Here is a 17,568-nt window from a genome sequence, read left to right as displayed (position 1 = left end):
TATCCGTCAGATGGATAATCAACTTTAACTTTCTACTTAATCAACATCAGCTTCTTCGTACTCACAAACTCGCCTGCCTGAATACGGTAAATATAGAAACCACTTGAAAGACCGGAAGCATCAAAAGTAGCAGTGTGCCAACCGGCAGATTGTTTTTGGTTGACCAAGGTGACCACTTTTTGCCCAAGCATATTAAATATGGTAAGCTCTACTTCTGCTGCCTGAGGTATTCCATAGCGAATTTGGGTAGTTGGATTGAAGGGATTGGGATAGTTTTGTAATAATCTATAATCGTTAATTGCTTCTGATTTTTCAATACTTGTAGGAATTCCTTCAACCTCTTCCCATTGTAATGCAGGAAACTCTTCAGTTACTTTCCAAATATTTGTAAAATCAAATTCTACCATATTCTGGCTTGCAGAAGTTCCTGTCATTTCATTCGTATTTAATCTATTTATTCCATCGTAATATCCCCTTCCTACAGGGCGATTTACTGAGCTTGAGTCTTCATTCCAATAACTTCCTGAAATCGAACCAGAATTTACCCCTGCAAATGCGCCAAAATCCTCTTCTCCTTCTACACTTACGGAAATAAAAGCATTAGATATCTCAATAAATTCTGCATTAACGCCTATTGCACCTCCAACCTCAGTATTACCTGCTACTTGACCCAGAGCATATACGTCATGAATTGAACTATCTTCAGTGTAATTATATCCAACTATACCACCTACTTTGTCAATTCCAGTTACAATACTTTTTGAATATGACTTACGAATAATGGATGTATTAGTCCCTACTAAACCTCCAACATAATTGATACCATTTATTGTACTTAATGATTTAGAGCTTTCAATTACGCCATAACCAGAATTAAGCCCAGCAATACCCCCAATCTCTGAACTTTCGGCATTCAAGATTCCATTATACATAGAATTATAAATTTCCCCAGAATTTGTCCCTGCTAATCCCCCAACTTGACTAAATGCATATATTTCACTGCTTGAACTAGAACTATCAATAACTCCAAATCTATTATTAAGACCTACAAGTCCACCGGTAATATTACCGAAACTAGCACTATCAACTATTACTGTAGCACTAGATGATGAATTTTTTATAACCGCATTATCTGATCCATAGTTAGTTAAACCATTAATCCCAACCAAACCGCCAATTGTAGAAATACCTTTAACATGTCCATTCATATGAACATTTATTAAAGAGCCACTTCTATTTTCACCTACTATACCACCAACTTCATTTACCCCATCTACCTCAGCATTAACTTCTACGTTTTCTATTAAGCTATTAGTTGATATTCGCCCAGCAATAGCACCAACAATATAACTTTCGGCTTTAATTACACCTGAAAGAGTTACGTTTGAAATTTTAGAGCTATGCATTGTTCCAACAACTCCCCCCACATAACTCGATCCTGATACTCTAATATTTGAAATATTTAAATTACGGATAGTTGCCCCTACAATAACGCGAAATAATCCTGCATAATAATTTGTTTCAGAACTTATACCTCTCTTAATAAAGAGGCTATCTATTGTATAATTACCCCCATCAAGACTACCCGTGAAGTTAAAATCAGAGTCACCAATTGTCTCAAATCCTGTGCTATCGTTCCAAGTACTAGTTATACTAGCATCAATATCATTTATCAATATGAAATTGCTACTTAAATAATATTTTATTTCTTGCAGCTGCTCCACGGTAGAAATTTGATAAGGATCTTCTTCTGTTCCACTCCCCCCGGCAAATTGTGCAATACTATTAGCGGTTCCAAATACGGTAATCAAAAGCCCCAAGAGTATAATTCTTTTCAGCATAATTCTCTTTTTAAGTTCATTCTTATCACCAAGTATAGACAAATACAGGCCTTAATTTACAATTAAATTTGCACACATTAGTACGCAATAGCAAATAACTAATACACGCATCTTTTTTCCATGGAATCAGATGCACAATTATTAAACGCAGTTGCTATTGTACTCAGGAAATTAAGGGAGGAGAGGAACTTTTCTCAAGAGTACTTGGCTGCTGAGGCTGACTTATCCCGAAGTATGATTGATAAAATTGAGCGACGAAAACGACTCCCCTCTCTTCCTGTTCTTATCAAAATTGCAGGTGCATTTGGGATGTCCGCTTCTGAACTAGTTAAAAGAATCGAGATTGATTTAAATAAATAAAAAATCCCGACTTCATTAGTCGGGATTTATAGTTTTTATATTTAATAAAGTTTCTAGCTAAATTTTTGCTCTTTATTTTCTGGAGGTTCCTCCACTATGATTTGATAATCAAGTTCCCCAATCAATTCTCCACCATTTACTTCAGAACTAAGTTCACCCTCCTGCACTCCCTCCGGATATTCTATTAGTGTGAATCTAATACCTATATCATTATTGCATTCTGGACATGCTAATGTTAATTCTTCACTACCATGCCATAGCCTTGTATCCATTTCTCCCCTTTCAGAATCTTCTACCTCCCAATTTAGTAAGGCTGCATCTTGTTTTATAGTTGCATCGCATTCATTGCATTTTAAGTTTACTGTACCACTGCATATTATTTTACCCAAAACTACCTCCACTTTTATTTATTGATTAATTGTAGGAGCAAAGGGATTCGAACCCTTACGACTGTTTAGTCAAAGCTTTGTTCAGAAATCCTAAAATCTCTGAGCAAAAGCTTCGTGTCTACCATTCCACCATGCTCCCAATTTTTAGAACTATCCCTTTATGCTTCTGGGTTCGTTACCAGGGCTAATTGTATCTTTATCTCTAATTTTACCATTCAAGCCCTTAATTATTAATTCTCCACCACCTTGATTTTTTAAATTTTTTCTGGCTTGGGCAGCAGCATCAGACTGGGTATTATGAATAGATCCTTTTGAAGCATCATTTCTTTTATTAACCCATTTTCCATCATCTCGTTTGTATACTGTTCTATCTTGTGGTTTACTCATGTCTTTTTCACTCTTATATTTTAAAAATTAAAAAGCCATCACCGGTTGGTGATGGCTTTTAATTTTTTATTACTTTTTCTCGTCATCATCAACTACTTCATAGTCGGCATCAACGGCATCGTCGCCGCTGTCTTCGCCGTCACCGGAAGCAGCTTCACCTTCAGCGCTTGCGCCGGCACCATCAGCACCAGCGGCTCCGCCTGCAGCAGCTTCTTCCTGAGTCGCTTTGTAGATCTCTTCAGAAGCACCAGACCAAGCCTGATTTACAGCTTCTATAGCTGCATCGATCTCTTCCATGTTTTCTTCTTTATGAGCTTTCTCAAGGGTTTCAATAGCCTCTTCGATCGCTTTCTTATTATCATCGGAGATCTTGTCACCGTATTCATCAAGCTGCTTCTTGGTAGAGAACATCAGACTGTCGGCCTGATTCATTTTCTCCACACGCTCTTTGACCTGCTTGTCTTCTTCTGCGTGTTCTTCGGCAGCTTTCTTCATTTTTTCGATTTCCTCTTCGGATAGTCCAGAAGAAGATTCGATGCGAATACTCTGCTCTTTTCCGGTTCCTTTGTCTTTCGCTTTGATATTCAAGACACCGTTTGCGTCAATATCGAATGTTACTTCGATCTGAGGCACTCCTCGTGGAGCCGGTGGAATTCCATCTAAGTGGAAACGGCCAAGCGTTCTGTTATCCTGAGCTTTAGCCCGTTCACCCTGCAGTACATGAATTTCTACGCTGGACTGATTATCAGCTGCGGTAGAGAATGTCTGTGACTTGCTGGTTGGAATCGTGCTGTTAGACTCGATCAATGGAGTCATCACGCCACCCATCGTTTCAATACCCAGAGTAAGCGGTGTTACGTCAAGAAGAACAACATCTTCTACATCTCCTGACATGACACCACCCTGAATAGCAGCACCTACAGCAACCACTTCATCAGGATTTACACCTTTGCTTGGGTCTTTGCCAAAGAAAGCTTTTACTTCTTCCTGAATTTTTGGAATTCGGGTTGAACCACCCACAAGAATTACCTGATCAATGTCAGACTTACTCAAGCCGGCATCATCAAGGGCTTTTTTACAAGGATCGATAGACCGTTTTACAAGGTCATCAACAAGTTGCTCAAATTTGGCGCGGCTCAAATCGATGTTCAGGTGTTTTGGTCCTGAGTCGGTAGCCGTCACAAAAGGCAGGTTGATATTGGTTTTTTGTGAACTTGACAGCTCGATCTTAGCTTTCTCAGCAGCATCTTTCAGTCGCTGCATCGCCATTGGATCTTTGCGAAGATCAATGCCTTCATCTTTCTTAAATTCATCTGCCAGGAAGTCAATGATGCGCTGATCAAAGTCATCACCACCAAGGTGGGTATCACCATTAGTTGATTTCACTTCAAATACACCGTCACCGAGTTCAAGAATAGAAACATCAAAAGTACCACCACCGAGGTCATATACTGCGATGGTTTGATCCTGATCTTTCTTATCCAATCCGTATGCCAAAGAAGCAGCGGTCGGCTCGTTGATGATACGCTTCACTTCCAGTCCGGCAATTTTACCGGCTTCCTGTGTTGCCTTACGCTGGGCATCGTTGAAGTAGGCGGGAACTGTAATAACAGCTTCCGTTACTTTCTCTCCCAGATATTCTTCAGCGGTTTGCTTCATTTTCTGAAGTACCATTGCTGAAATTTCCTGTGGTGCATATTTACGGTCTTCGATCTGAACACGTGCCGTGTTATCGTCGCCCTTCACCACTTTATAAGAAACCTGCTTGGTTTCATCTTTCACTTCGTCAAACATGCGGCCCATGAAACGCTTCACGGATGCCACGGTCTTATCCGGATTGGTGATAGCCTGACGTTTTGCAGGTGCACCTACCAGCCGTTCACCGTCTTTGGTGAAAGCCACAACAGAAGGAGTAGTTCTCCCACCCTCACTATTTTGGATTACCACCGGTTCATTACCTTCCATTACGGCAACGCATGAGTTGGTAGTTCCTAAGTCAATTCCTATGATTTTTCCCATTGGTCTGTTCTGTTTTACTTTTAACTGTTATAAATATTCTTTTGATACGATTTTATTTCAAAAATCAATTTCTTCATTTGTTAGTGATGAAGTGAGAAAGTGATGAAGTAGACTAAATTCTACTATCGATTTACTTTATCACTCATCACTTCATCAATAAACTATTTAACCGGAATGGACTGTGAGTCCTTTAACGCCTCCGATTTGGGCATGGCGATCGTGAGTACACCATTTCTGAAACTGGCTGACACTTCAGCCGCATTTACATTTTGAGGAACGGCAAACGCACGGGCAAAAGCACCGCGTCGTCTTTCCTGTCGTTTAAACTCCTCACCGTCTCCGGCTTCAACTTCACGTTCACCTTTCACCGTAAGCACATTATTCTTCAGTGAGATCCCGATCTCTTTTTTTGATAATCCGGGAAGATCGAGCAGGATCTTGAATTCCTCTTCACTTTCCAGGATATCACAATCGGGAGCAAAATCCTTGTCTTCATTGGCCAATGGCACCACTTTTTCTACAAACTGCTGAATGTCTTTCCCCAGCTTGGATAGGTGCCGCTCAATTTCGATACCAAATTCTGTAAAATCTCCCATGTGCGTATTGGTTTATTCAAATTCACTTTTAGATAAGCAATACCAATGCCAATTACGGATGGGGGGTAGAAAACTGACGTATTGACCGACGTATTGTCAGGAAGCCTGTGGAACATCGGACATTGAACAAGGAATATCTAACTCAGAAGGGTTTTGAGAGTTGAAAGTTGATAGGGTGGGGTTCTTACGAACGAACTCTATCACCCTATCACCCTATCACCCTATCAACTTTCAACTCTCAACTTATCGAGATCTTTCCAAAAAGTTGGATAGGAAACCGAAGCAGATTCCGCATCTTTGATGGAGCTCTCTTTTATTCCTTTTAAAGATAAAACCGCTGATGCCATGGCAATTCTATGATCATGGAAGGATTCGAATTCAGCAGACTGAAAAGCGAATTCCGGATCGCCATGGATGATGAGGCCGTCTTCCTTTTCTTCGAAACTGGATTCGACGGCTTTTAGCATTTTGGAAATTGCCATGATGCGGTCGGTTTCTTTGTGTCGGAGTTCTTCAGCACCGGAAATAGTGGAAGTTCCTTCTGCAAATAGCATAGCCACGGCAAGGATAGGCAGTTCATCGATGCAGTTGGGGATCATCTTGGGGTCAATATCCACTGCTTTCAGATCAGAGCCTTTCACAATAATATCTCCGGCCGGCTCGGCTCCTTCCATACGTTCATTTTCGATGGTAATATCGGCTCCCATTTCACCCAGAATGTCCAAGAGTGCATTTCTTGTTGGATTCAATCCTACATTGCTGATCAATAATTCAGCATCTTTCTGAATGGCGCCGGCCACCAGCCAGAATGCGGCTGCCGAGAAATCACCGGGGATGGTGTAGCTTTGTTCAGGTATCTCATCCGACAAACTTGCAGAAATGATCTTTCTTCCTTGTACTAATTTCTGATCAAGATTCAACAACCGTTCGGTATGGTCGCGACTTGGGAGGATTTCGATCACTTGTGTCATTTCTTCCCCAAACAATCCTGCCAAAAGAATACAGGACTTCAACTGTGCACTTGGAATAGGAAGGTCAAACTTTAGCGGCTTCAGCGGCTCATTCCGATTTATAAAAAGTGGTGCATACGCCAAATTCCTTGCTAAAATATGCGCCCCCATTTGCTCCAGCGGGTTGATGATTCGTGTCATCGTACGTCCACTGAGGGAAGCATCTCCCACTAATTTGGTGGAAATGCCGGCTCCAACAAGTACACCCGACAACAAGCGCATAGCAGTTCCTGAATTACCACAATCCAGGTCTTTTTCAGGTGTCTTTAATTGTTTTCGCCCGGTTCCCTTGATAACCAATTTTCCATCCCTCTCCTGAACCACTGCACCCAATTGCTGTACACAGTTCAGGGTACTTTGAGGGTCTTGAGCTGATGAATAATTTCCTACTTCAGAAATTCCATCATACAACAATGAAAAAATAGCTGCACGTTGAGAAATAGATTTGTCGGGCGGAAGTATGACCTCCCCCTTCAGAGAACTGGCAGGAACTATTTTTTTTATCATGACTCCGTTCTGTTGAGTAAGTCCTGAGCTTTACGTTCTGCTTCAGTATCCGGATATGTCATAATAATGGAGTTCAGTATGGTCATTGCTTCTCCCCGATTACCTAGCCTTATGTGGCACTCAGCGCTGTTATACATAGATTCAGATACCCACTCATCAAAGGCTTCAAACAGCACTTTAACTTTTGCATACTCTTCAATGGCAGCATTGAACTGCCCTTGTTCTTGTAAGATCTTGCCAAGGTAATACTGAGCCTCTGCTCCAACTTCTGTAGTACTTTCATCAGCTATCGGTTGTAACAGTTCTTCTGCCCTTTCATAATTTTCTTCGGCAATAGCGATCTTACCAAGTCCCACTTTAGCTGGCTGACTTCCGGAATTCACCTCCAATGCAGAACCATATTCTTCCCTTGCACGGTCAATGTTATTCTGAGCCAGACTGGCATTACCCATCCCAACGTAAGCTTCCTGCCGATATCTTGGAGCTGTTTCCAGAAGCTGGGCATAATTGGAATATGAAGCTGCAAAATCTCCTCTCTCATAATTTAGTGAACCTAAAGAAGTCAGCGCGGAAGATGCGAGATCATCCTCAGGGAATTCTTCCACAATGGTACGATATGCCTCAATTGCATTACCAACCTGATCGAGCTGGCGATATGACTCTGCCAAATTTGAGTATGCTTCGGGAATCCGGCTTTCGGAATTGGTAACCCGCAGATACTGTCTGAATTCATTAACTGCATTTTCATAATCTCCGGACTGAAATACATTCAATGCCTGACGATAACGTAACTGATCGGCCGTCGCACTGGTTGGATTATCACTAAGAAATTCTTCCAGGATCACCGAACTGCTGTCGGAGCGACCCGCAGAAAGTTGTGCATACTGAATCCCATTTATCGCTTCTATGATATAATCACTACGTGGATATTCATCCAACACTTGCTGGTAAGCCGATATCGCACGGTCATATTCTCCGGCGTTGTAGTAGGCATCACCGATGTTATATTGAGAACGGGCTGCCCAGTCAGTACCCGGATATTTATTGATCACAGTCTGAAATTCTTCCACTGCCTGCGAATAATTGTTGGTATTCAGATAGATATAAGCAATGTTATATTGGGCTTGTTCCCGTAAACGACTGAATGGATAGATGCGCAAAGTTTTACGAAAATTGGAAACAGCATCAAAGGTGCGGCCTGCTCTGTAGTAGCTGTTTGCCACCTGGAACATAGCATAATCTCCCCCAGGTTCAGCACCAATTGCCTTGTTATAGCTCTCAATAGCTTCCCTATAGTTTCCAATAGCGTAGTGAGCATCTCCTATGCGAAGCTGGGTATCAGTATCATAAGGGAACAAGGCCGTTTCAGGAGGTTCATAATTTTCAAGAAAATCTTCCAAAGGACCTACCGCTTGTTGATAATTACCCATTTCAAAATAACTCCAGCCCAAAGAATATAGGGCTGCCCCCATCATATCACTATTAGAGTAATTATCTGTATAAATTTTAAAACGCCTTGCAGCATCACTGTATTGACGCATTTTATAATGACTATCGGCACTCCAAAACAGGGCTTCCCTCCCTACATCAGAATTAGGTGCCTCAGCATATACCGCTTCAAAAATAGGCTGTGCTTGTTCATATGCCTGATTTCGGTATAAGATCCAAGCCTTTTGAAATCGGGCTTGTCGTTTCAAGGCCGGATCAATGTTCCCGGCCGCTTCTGCTTCTTCAAATGCCTGAATAGCTCTTGTATATTCAGCATTTGCAAAAAAAGCTTCTCCAAGCATGGTGTAGATCTTACCCGGATCTTTTAGCTCGGTATCACTTCGAACCAGGCCTAGTAATACTTCAACAGACTCATCATAACGAGATGCCTCGAATGCTGAAACCGACCACTCGTAATAGGCTTCTTCCACCCAAAGTCCGGTCTTGAAACGATCTCCAAAATCACGAAACGAATTCAGAGACTTCCCATATTGTGAACCTAATTTCTCGTTGACAGCCTTATAATATTGAGCCTTTCTGGCGATCTCATCATCTCCAACCGAAGCCCTTCCAAAAGATTCTGCCGCCCAGTGATAGATCTCTTGCTTGTGATACACCCATCCCAATCCATAGTGAGCAATTCGCTCTTCAGGAGTGCCTTTAGTCAGGTTTATATAGCGAAGGTATGATTTTGAAGCTTCTCCGTAATCCCCTAAATAATTCTGGCTTTCCGCTATCAGGAATACCGCTTTTATGGTAGATTCTTCATCCAGATAAGGCAGGGCTGACTGTAAAGTTTCGATCGCCTCTTCGTATTTCCCCTGTTGATAATAAGACTCACCAAGAGCGGTACCTACTCTTCGGGTGATCGCATTGTTGGGAAATCGTTCTCGTAATACTTCAAATGCTGAAGAAGCTGCATTGTATTGTTGTTGGCTTAGATAAAGTCGTCCTCTGGCATACAAGGCTTTTGGAGCCCACTCTGAGCGGGGGTAATTATTTGCTACATCCATAAAAAAGACACGTGCATCAGAGTAGTCACCATTTTCAGCAGCAGCTTCAGCTATCCAATACTGTGTTTGAGCAGCATGTTTATCGCTCATCCAGGAATCCATCGCCTGCTCATAATAAGTGATGGCGGATTCGTAATCTCCGGTAGCTGTAAACCGATGCCCCAAGTCTCTGAGCAATACCTCCGAAAGTTCACTTCCCGGATACCTTTGAACAAACTTTTGATAATAGGATTCAATGCTTGTTGAGTCCATTCCGGTTTTAGCTCTCGTCAGGTAGAAATCAGAAGAAATACGCAGATCATGATCGGGATAGGTGGTGCTAAATTCTTCAAAATTTTGTGCAGCTTCCTCAAAAAAGCCGTTATCATATAATGTTATTCCCAACTCATATAATTGGGTTGAGGGTGATTGAATATCCTGGGCAGATACCAAATTCACTATAAAAAATGCACATAGAAATGAAAGAAAGCTGCTTTTTGGAACGGAGAGCATGAAACTCGAGTGGATAAAAGGGGTTAATAGTTACTTCTTATATGTCAAGATAGCGAATAAGTTCATCAGCACGATCAGAAAAATTATGCTCCAGCACTTCGCTGTTAGCTTCTGAGACCACCGTATAACCGAATCGCTTCAAACCTGCACTTACAACTGAGGAATCTTCCAAATTCAATTTAAACGAAATACGGTAGGAAGGATTTTCAGCCCTTGGCTGCTGCACGGCTACACCTAATATTTTAGCCCCCTCCATCTCAATGATGCGAACAAGATCTGATAAAGTAAAATCAGCCTGGCTTAACTCAACAGCAATAACAGAACCAAAAGTTGAGAGATTGAATACATCACCCAAAGCAGTAAGTACGCTGCGTTTCTTGATCATGCCTTGAAATACCATCTCATTATCAACAACAGGCATTAGATATAATTCTTTAGCAAGCATTACTCTTGAGGCCTCAAACAAGTGTTGGTCCTGAGGTACATAAAGAGGTTCTTCAAGCTCGATCTCTGATAATTGAGAATTCTCATCGATCACTTCGATCAGTTTTTCGAGCGCAGCCATACCTACTATCTTTCCTGACTCATCAACTACACAAAACTTAGTAGTGTGCAACAGTTCGATCTTCATCAAGGCCGTAGCTACGGTATCCGTCAATTTAAGCGGAGATATTTCGGTATTTATGATTTCTTTTACTAGCATAGTTATACAACTTCGCCATTAGTCCCAATAGTATCTAACAAATGGGATAATTGCTTAAAATCTTTTTTTGCTATGTGAAAAGTTAGCTCCACATCCGTTCCTTCGTAGGATTCTTCTTCTACTGTTGCGTTTTCATGAATAAAAGCAACTGCTTTGTATTTTGAAACCGGAATTTGCATCGTATGGCGACTATATTCCAGCTCGATCATGTCTTCAATACTTTTCTCAAGCTCTTTTAAGCCTATTCGTTGCTCTGCTGAGACAAAGACGGCATTTGGATATGCACGCTTCATTTCTGAAACCTGATCCGCGCTCATCTTATCAACTTTATTGAATACTAAAATCGTTCTTTTGTTCGTGGCTTCTATCTCTTTGAGTGTTTCTTCAACTACCTCAATATACTCATGTGCCATTTTTGAAGAAGCATCAACCACATGTAATAATATATCAGCTTCCCGAACTTCATCTAAAGTAGACTTAAAACTCTCTACCAGATTATGAGGAAGTTTTCGGATGAACCCTACGGTATCCGAAAGTAATATTGAGTGATTTTCCATTTCGTGGCGCCGGACAGTTGAATCCAGTGTAGCAAAAAGCCGGTCTTCTGCAAAAACCCCGGATTCTGTAAGTGCATTCATCAATGTTGACTTACCGGCGTTGGTATATCCAACCAATGAAATTCGATTCATACCTTCCCGGCCTTTCCGCTGAGTGGTGCGCTGCTTACTTAGCTTTTCCAGCTTATCCTTTAATAGCGCAATACGCCGGCCAATGAGTCTTCTATCCGTCTCAATCTGTGTTTCACCGGGACCTTTCGTTCCAATTCCCCCTTTCTGTCGGGAAAGGTGAGTCCAGTATCGGGTAAGACGAGGTAATAAATATTGCAACTGAGCTAACTCAACCTGAGTTTTGGCCGCAGCTGTTTTGGCACGAGATGCAAAAATATCCAGGATCAATGAACTTCGGTCCAGTACTTTGGAGTCTGTGCCTTTTTCAATATTTCGAAGCTGAGTCGGCGAGAGGTCATCGTCAAATATAACCGTATCAATATTCTTTTCTTCCATGATCCGCTTCAGCTCATTCAGCTTACCTTTACCTATGTAAGTAGATGGATCAGGGTGTGTTTTATTCTGAAGGATCTTTTCAACTGTGATCCCTCCGGCGGTATCTGCCAACAGGGCAAGCTCTTCTAAATATTCTTCAGCCTGAAAACGTGTCGTTTCAGGGCCGTAAAGCCCTACCAATACAACTCGTTCTCGTTCTATATCGGAATTTTTTACGTCGTCTAACAAATGGGTAAACCTTAATTAATCTTCTTGAATTCTCTTGAGGTCGATATCTGGGATAGATTGTCCTTCAAACTTATTTCCCAGCTTTAAAGATACAATTTTTTTTACTGTCTTATATCTCTTCTGTGGGACGAATAATTTCAGCTGCTTATACCCTTCAGATAGGGTTTTGTCCATTTCTGAATAATTGAAAAGGTATTCTACACCATCTTTTTTGGGATACTCTACATAATCAAGGATCTGAAACCAAGGAATTGTTTGGGAAGGCTCGTTGATATTCTTAACGATCCCATAATCGGTTATGTAATACTTTGATGCCAGGTAACTTGCTATAAACCACATGCTGCCGATCCATATATAGGCTGCAAAAATGGGATATCGGGATACATCTCCGGTAAGTAAGACTATAGCTGACAGGCTCATTATCACTCCAATAAAAACTGTTGCAAAAAGCGGATACCCCTTCAGCTTGCCCGCCCTCCAGCTCATACGCACTGTTCTAAGCCTGAATTTATTCTGCAATGAATAACCGGCAAGTAAGGTAGATGCGATGATGAACATCACAATAACTCCTCTAAAAAATATCGATAAGAATTCTTCCATTAACTCACTGTTTCCGCTTTATACCACATGGACACCAAAGATTCCGTAACTAAAAATAACAAGCCTGCTAACATAAACCAGCTCCATATTTCTCTGCCAAAACCGGAAGCCATGATCTCCTCCTGTAACTCCTGCTCTCCAAGTTCTCCGGCTGCAACCCACATTGGGTCTGCTTCTTCCATCAAGTTCTCAAATTGTTCTTCATTTATAGAGGTAAAATCAGATTCATCGGGGCTTAGGTTTGATGAGATTATATAACTGTTGGTTTCATCTTTTATGGTTATCCACCCCGGTTGCCATTCTTCCGCAGGATAGCTCAACCTGATTCCTGATGGCACGACATCAACTGTTGGCTTGATGACATCTTCACCTATTTCAATAACGGCTTCTTCACTGTCAATATTTCCCCGCCAGCTAAATGCATCTCCCAATTTATGAGCTGCAAACCCACCCTGATCAGATGATGCGGAATACAATAAAAGCCTGTAATAGAGTGGGGCAAAAAGCGGCTTAACTGAGAAATTTGACCATCCGGGATCATTGCCTATAGCTGATATTGTAAGTGAACCTTCTCCAAATCTTTTTTCATACAACAGAACATCCCCATTATTCATAGTCATTAAGTCGAATCCTGTTCCTGAGTTTGGCTTCAATAGCTTCAAATAGTAATAGATGTCAGGTGTTGTAAAACGAAGTTCTTCATTGTCATCTTGCTCAAACATACCCGTAAATGCCGGGTGATCTTGAAGTAGCTCGTCTGCTGAAGCCACCGTCCTGAAAGAAGCATATTCCCCTTGAATGCCCCCAAACCTTCCGGCGTTGAATTGAGAAAAAAGACTGTTATAGTTACTTAGATCTCCATCTTCAGATGGGAAAAATATTACTCCGCCACCATTTTGCACATAATCTTGTAAGAGATTAAAGCTATACTCAGGAACGTTGTCAACTCCATCTATGAGTACTGCGTTGAATTCACTCAGGTCTCCGGTCTCCAAAAAATCTACGGTTGCTTGCCGATAAGAAAACTGGGCATCATTCTCACCGACCACACGAAGCATAGTACCGGTATATGAAATAAATTCAGGATTCTGATTCCCATCATTTATCCAAAGTATATTACGGCTTTCAGGAACCTGAACAGTAAAATAAAATTCGTTATCCGGCTGGAATTCATCTCCTTCGATCTCGATCTTTCCCTTTGCAGAACCGGTTTGAGATGGGGTGATTTCAAAAGTAAATATTTTCTCCTCATTTGGTTCAAGGGCTACGGAATATTGCCCGGCCGTTTCACCCTCAAACTCGAGAGAGACAAATTGATTAACGGCGTTTATATCACCTATATTTGCTAACTCCACATTAAGAATAAATGGAATATTTGCACCAATCATGTTTGTGGATGTGCTGATTTCAGAGACCTTGGTATTCTGTAATTCAACATCACCTACATCAATAACTGTGAGTTTAATGTCATTCAGTTCTTGATCCTGGAGTCCCTGAAGCTGGCTTAGCTGTCCGTCGGTAATAATGAAAATATTCTTGTTTTGATAAGGGGTTTCCCTAACGGAAGTGATCAGTTCTTGTAACCGTTTATCAATGAAATTCCCTGCAGGTTTTACCTCCACACTCTCCAGTGATCTTTGAATATTTGTATGGCTCATTATACTGCCATATTCGCCCTCACCATTGGTCAATTGTAACATAAAGCGATCTTCATCTTTAGAAGATTCCTCGATCTTATTAATGATCTCTATCCCATATTCAAAAAGTGGGCCTTGAGTACCAATTCTGGACATGCTTATACTATTGTCTAATAAAATGGCGTTAAGTGTGGGTGCCTGAGCACTTCCTCCACCTGATAATCCCGGAGGTAAAAATGGGCGTGCCAATACCATTGCCAGACAAGCAATAGCGGCCAGACGTAACAGAAGTAGGAGGTATTTTTTTATACGAATACGCCGGATGGTTGTATTTTTCAGTTCCCTGAAAAATGCTAATGTAGAAAATGCTACCTTCTGCGGTCGCCTGAGATTTAACAAGTGAATGAGAAGGGGTAATCCCACCGCAATTAAAGCAAGTAAAAAAATTGGATTCAGAAAACTCATTTAGCGCTCAAAAAATGTTACCTTTATATTTTATAATGGAACTTTTAATCTTCCGGAAATTAGCCCTTATAGTATAATTTCTTAAACAGCTTATTTTTTCTTATTGATGCAACGCTTAATTCAGATCTTAATTACTTTTTTCATCATTGGCCAATTTTCCAACTGTTCATCAGTTCCAAATAAGGATTGGCACGCGTTAATTCCGGAAAATACCACACTGATCGTTGTCCCTGAACCGGGTATGAATGTACAAGATATAGTTAACAAAAAATACGCCTCATATCTTGATGACCTCACCCCTTCTGCCATTCAGCAAATATCGGGATTGGATACCGAAGTTAGCAATCAGCTTCAAGTTAAAGCACTTGTTTTGAACCCTACTACTTCGGTTTCATCAAGCTTGTTATGGATCACGGACTTACCTGAGCAAAATTTACAAACATGGGCCCAACGGTTCTATCAACCTTTTACTCAGAATAATTACGAATTTAACGGGCTCACCATTCATAAACTTTTTTTCAACAGGCAAAATGTTTTTGCTGCACAGGTCAGAGACTATTTGATATTATCTGAATCAAGTCTACTTATCGAAAGTTCAATTCGAAGTTATCTGGGAAAGTCACCATCTATAAAGCTTAGTAAAAATCCTGATTTCTCAACGTTGGTAATAAATACTTCTGAACTGGATAACTGGATCGAGCAGTTTTCTTTAGTGAGTCACAGACCAGCTATAATGAATAAATTTTCCGGCACCGAACCGGTCTCTCTTACCTTAAGCGCAACTGGAGACACCACCGATAATATTCACCTATCCGGGCGAATTCAGCTTCAAGATAACCGTTCCGTTTTAGTTGATGCCTTTTCTTATGAAAATACTCCGATTACATTAGACCGCCACATAGCCAGTAATTCAGCAGGTTTTGCAATTCTGAGGTTACCTCCCTCTTCAGTTCCTATTGAGCCTTCTGACGGCATTATTACCCCTTTAGACTCCCTGTTACTCAACGATCTCGATACTTACCAGGAACTGGCTAACAAACTTGGCAACGAGTTTGCTTTTGAGGCTTTCCCTGAATCCGGGTTATTGGAAAACGGCGAGTTCCTCTTCATGCGTAAATTAAATGATCGTACAGGATTTCGTAATCAACTGAACGAGCTTGTGAGAGAAGGGGTCGTTAATCGAACTGATAATTCCTATCAAATGAGCAGTCGGGTCATGGCAGAACTCATAGGTTCTGAATTGAGTAGTTTGAGGGATTTCTACTTGTCGTTTTCAAATGATGTAGTTGTAATTGCCAAGAGAAGAGGACTCGCTGAAAGTGTAAACGCTGATCGTATTCGACGACGTGTTGTATATTATGATGAGACATACTCCGGAATCAGGAATGATTTACCCGATGAAGTAAGCGGATTTGTGTGGGGCAACTCTGCTGAATTTCTAAGGTTTATCAACCCAACACTAAAGCCTGATAATATTGCAGGCGGCTTACTTAGCAGATTTGACATCATCTCTATGACCATGATAGCCGGAAATAATACTGTTGACCTTAGCTTGAATACCTATTCACAAGAAGGATCATCACTTCCTTATGAAGAGCTTTGGGTGCTTCCACTATCAAACTTTGAGCTGAGTGGAGAGCCAGTTCTTGGCGATATTGTTGGAAGCAGCACAGAAGAAATTATTATTTCTACAAATGATGGCAGAGTATATGGACTTGCCATAGATGGTACTATTGCCATGCAAACTTCAACTGAGGGATTATCTCCCGTAGGTGGACCACAATTATATGATTGGTATGGGAACAACCAGCAAATTGTATTTCTTGCTGCAGGATCAAAGATCTTTGCCTGGAATGAAAACGGTAACTTGCTCCCCCGGTTTCCTCTTGAGATGAACGAACAAATTACCGCTCCGATTTTGGTAGAAGATATACTACGCAATGGAGTTCCAGAGATCGTAGTAGCTACGGATGACCGTAAAGTACATGTTCTTGATGGCAGGGGTGAAAACGTTCGCGGATGGCCTCAAAACACAAATACAACTGTCACTTCCAAACCTGTTTTTGAAATGAAAGATGATATTTGGTCGATTTGGGCTTTTTCTGAGAATGCTCTTCACAGCTGGCTTAGAAATGGAAACGCACGTCCCGGATATCCTCAGTTTGTGAACGCTCGGTTTACCGGATCCCCCATCATCTATCGAAATCAAATAATAGCAAGCGCCGCTGATGGATACCTTTATTCAATTGGAATGAACCCGCTATTTTCCGATTCTGCAGGAACTACCATATCAGAGGATTCTATTTCAGTACGGTCATTTTATGTATCAAACAGTGAGCTTTCCTCAGTGCGTGTTGAAGAGAATGTACTCCTAAAAGATTCTACTGACTTTTACAGGGAGGATCTTTTTATAACTCAAAGCGCCAATGGGTCACTGTTCTTATATAACACTGAAGGAAAACTCAGATATACCAAAAGCCTTGGCCAACCCGGTTCCAATACCTTTGTTCCACAGTTAGCTGATATTAATTCTGACCGCAACCAAGAATTGCTGGCATTGGCTGAATTTGGACGATTGTTTGCCTGGGAGATCCTGACGGAGGAGCGCTTATTCGGGCTTCCTACTTCCGGAATGAAATACCCGATCATCACGGATCTAAATGGAGATGGACAAAAAGAATTGATTGCCCAGACTCGAGAAGGATTAAGGTGCTGGACGATCAAGCAGGAGGATTGAAGATAAGATCTTAAATATAGGTACCAAGGACC

At 41.2% G+C, this 17,568-nt stretch carries 13 protein-coding genes and 1 tRNA gene; 2 read left to right on the top strand and 12 right to left on the bottom strand.

Features of this window, described 5'->3' with window-relative positions; all coding sequences use genetic code 11:
• Positions 1 to 32 precede the first annotated feature (32 nt).
• A complete protein-coding gene (locus ACFSVN_RS03950; protein ID WP_390298940.1) occupies positions 33 to 1,883 on the bottom strand; it encodes a T9SS type A sorting domain-containing protein in 1,851 nt (616 codons plus the stop codon).
• A 78-nt stretch (positions 1,884 to 1,961) separates the two neighbouring features.
• Here ACFSVN_RS03950 and ACFSVN_RS03945 point away from each other — a divergent pair, with 78 nt between their 5' ends.
• A complete protein-coding gene (locus ACFSVN_RS03945) occupies positions 1,962 to 2,201 on the top strand; it encodes a helix-turn-helix domain-containing protein (RefSeq protein ID WP_390298938.1) in 240 nt (79 codons plus the stop codon).
• A gap of 53 nt (positions 2,202 to 2,254) precedes the next feature.
• Here ACFSVN_RS03945 and ACFSVN_RS03940 read toward each other — a convergent pair whose 3' ends face one another.
• From ACFSVN_RS03940 to ACFSVN_RS03890, 11 genes are all read right to left on the bottom strand, one after another.
• Entirely contained in the window at positions 2,255 to 2,602 is a 348-nt protein-coding gene (locus ACFSVN_RS03940; protein WP_390298935.1) for a hypothetical protein, read from the bottom strand.
• 20 nt (positions 2,603 to 2,622) lie between these two features.
• Positions 2,623 to 2,729, bottom strand: a tRNA-OTHER gene (locus tag ACFSVN_RS03935).
• 11 nt (positions 2,730 to 2,740) lie between these two features.
• Positions 2,741 to 2,977 carry a DUF2188 domain-containing protein gene (locus ACFSVN_RS03930; protein WP_390298932.1) on the bottom strand — a complete coding sequence of 79 codons (237 nt, stop codon included), beginning with the start codon at positions 2,975 to 2,977 and terminating at the stop codon, positions 2,741 to 2,743.
• A 69-nt stretch (positions 2,978 to 3,046) separates the two neighbouring features.
• The gene (gene dnaK, locus ACFSVN_RS03925) at positions 3,047 to 4,996 is read right to left on the bottom strand and encodes a molecular chaperone DnaK (RefSeq protein WP_390298929.1); all 1,950 of its coding nucleotides are present in this window, start codon (positions 4,994 to 4,996) and stop codon (positions 3,047 to 3,049) included.
• Positions 4,997 to 5,157: 161 nt separating this feature from the next.
• Positions 5,158 to 5,592 (bottom strand): Hsp20/alpha crystallin family protein, encoded by a 435-nt coding sequence (locus ACFSVN_RS03920; RefSeq protein ID WP_390298926.1) that lies wholly within the window; start codon positions 5,590 to 5,592, stop codon positions 5,158 to 5,160.
• 224 nt (positions 5,593 to 5,816) lie between these two features.
• Positions 5,817 to 7,109, bottom strand: coding sequence for a 3-phosphoshikimate 1-carboxyvinyltransferase (gene aroA / locus ACFSVN_RS03915; protein ID WP_390298923.1), 1,293 nt, complete (start codon positions 7,107 to 7,109; stop codon positions 5,817 to 5,819).
• The gene (locus tag ACFSVN_RS03910) at positions 7,106 to 10,102 is read right to left on the bottom strand and encodes a tetratricopeptide repeat protein (RefSeq protein WP_390298920.1); all 2,997 of its coding nucleotides are present in this window, start codon (positions 10,100 to 10,102) and stop codon (positions 7,106 to 7,108) included. Before ACFSVN_RS03910 ends, aroA begins: the two co-directional genes overlap by 4 nt.
• Before the next feature lie 37 nt (positions 10,103 to 10,139).
• The gene (locus ACFSVN_RS03905) at positions 10,140 to 10,805 is read right to left on the bottom strand and encodes a CBS domain-containing protein (RefSeq protein WP_390298917.1); all 666 of its coding nucleotides are present in this window, start codon (positions 10,803 to 10,805) and stop codon (positions 10,140 to 10,142) included.
• A gap of 2 nt (positions 10,806 to 10,807) precedes the next feature.
• Positions 10,808 to 12,097, bottom strand: coding sequence for a GTPase HflX (hflX, locus tag ACFSVN_RS03900; RefSeq protein WP_390298914.1), 1,290 nt, complete (start codon positions 12,095 to 12,097; stop codon positions 10,808 to 10,810).
• Between the two features lie 15 nt (positions 12,098 to 12,112).
• Positions 12,113 to 12,697: a hypothetical protein gene (locus tag ACFSVN_RS03895; RefSeq protein ID WP_390298911.1), complete on the bottom strand. Its 585-nt coding sequence runs from the start codon at positions 12,695 to 12,697 to the stop codon at positions 12,113 to 12,115.
• The gene (locus ACFSVN_RS03890) at positions 12,697 to 14,799 is read right to left on the bottom strand and encodes a BatA domain-containing protein (RefSeq protein ID WP_390298908.1); all 2,103 of its coding nucleotides are present in this window, start codon (positions 14,797 to 14,799) and stop codon (positions 12,697 to 12,699) included. The genes ACFSVN_RS03895 and ACFSVN_RS03890 overlap by 1 nt, the downstream gene beginning before the upstream one ends.
• A gap of 106 nt (positions 14,800 to 14,905) precedes the next feature.
• On the opposite strand from ACFSVN_RS03890, the gene ACFSVN_RS03885 reads away from it, so the two are divergent.
• Positions 14,906 to 17,536, top strand: a complete 2,631-nt coding sequence (locus tag ACFSVN_RS03885; RefSeq protein WP_390298905.1) for a hypothetical protein — start codon at positions 14,906 to 14,908, stop codon at positions 17,534 to 17,536.
• Positions 17,537 to 17,568: the final 32 nt, after the last annotated feature.

Origin of the sequence: Gracilimonas halophila (assembly GCF_042684365.1) — a bacterium.
Lineage (GTDB): Bacteria > Bacteroidota > Rhodothermia > Balneolales > Balneolaceae > Gracilimonas > Gracilimonas halophila.
This window is presented reverse-complemented; position numbering and strand designations above follow the sequence as displayed.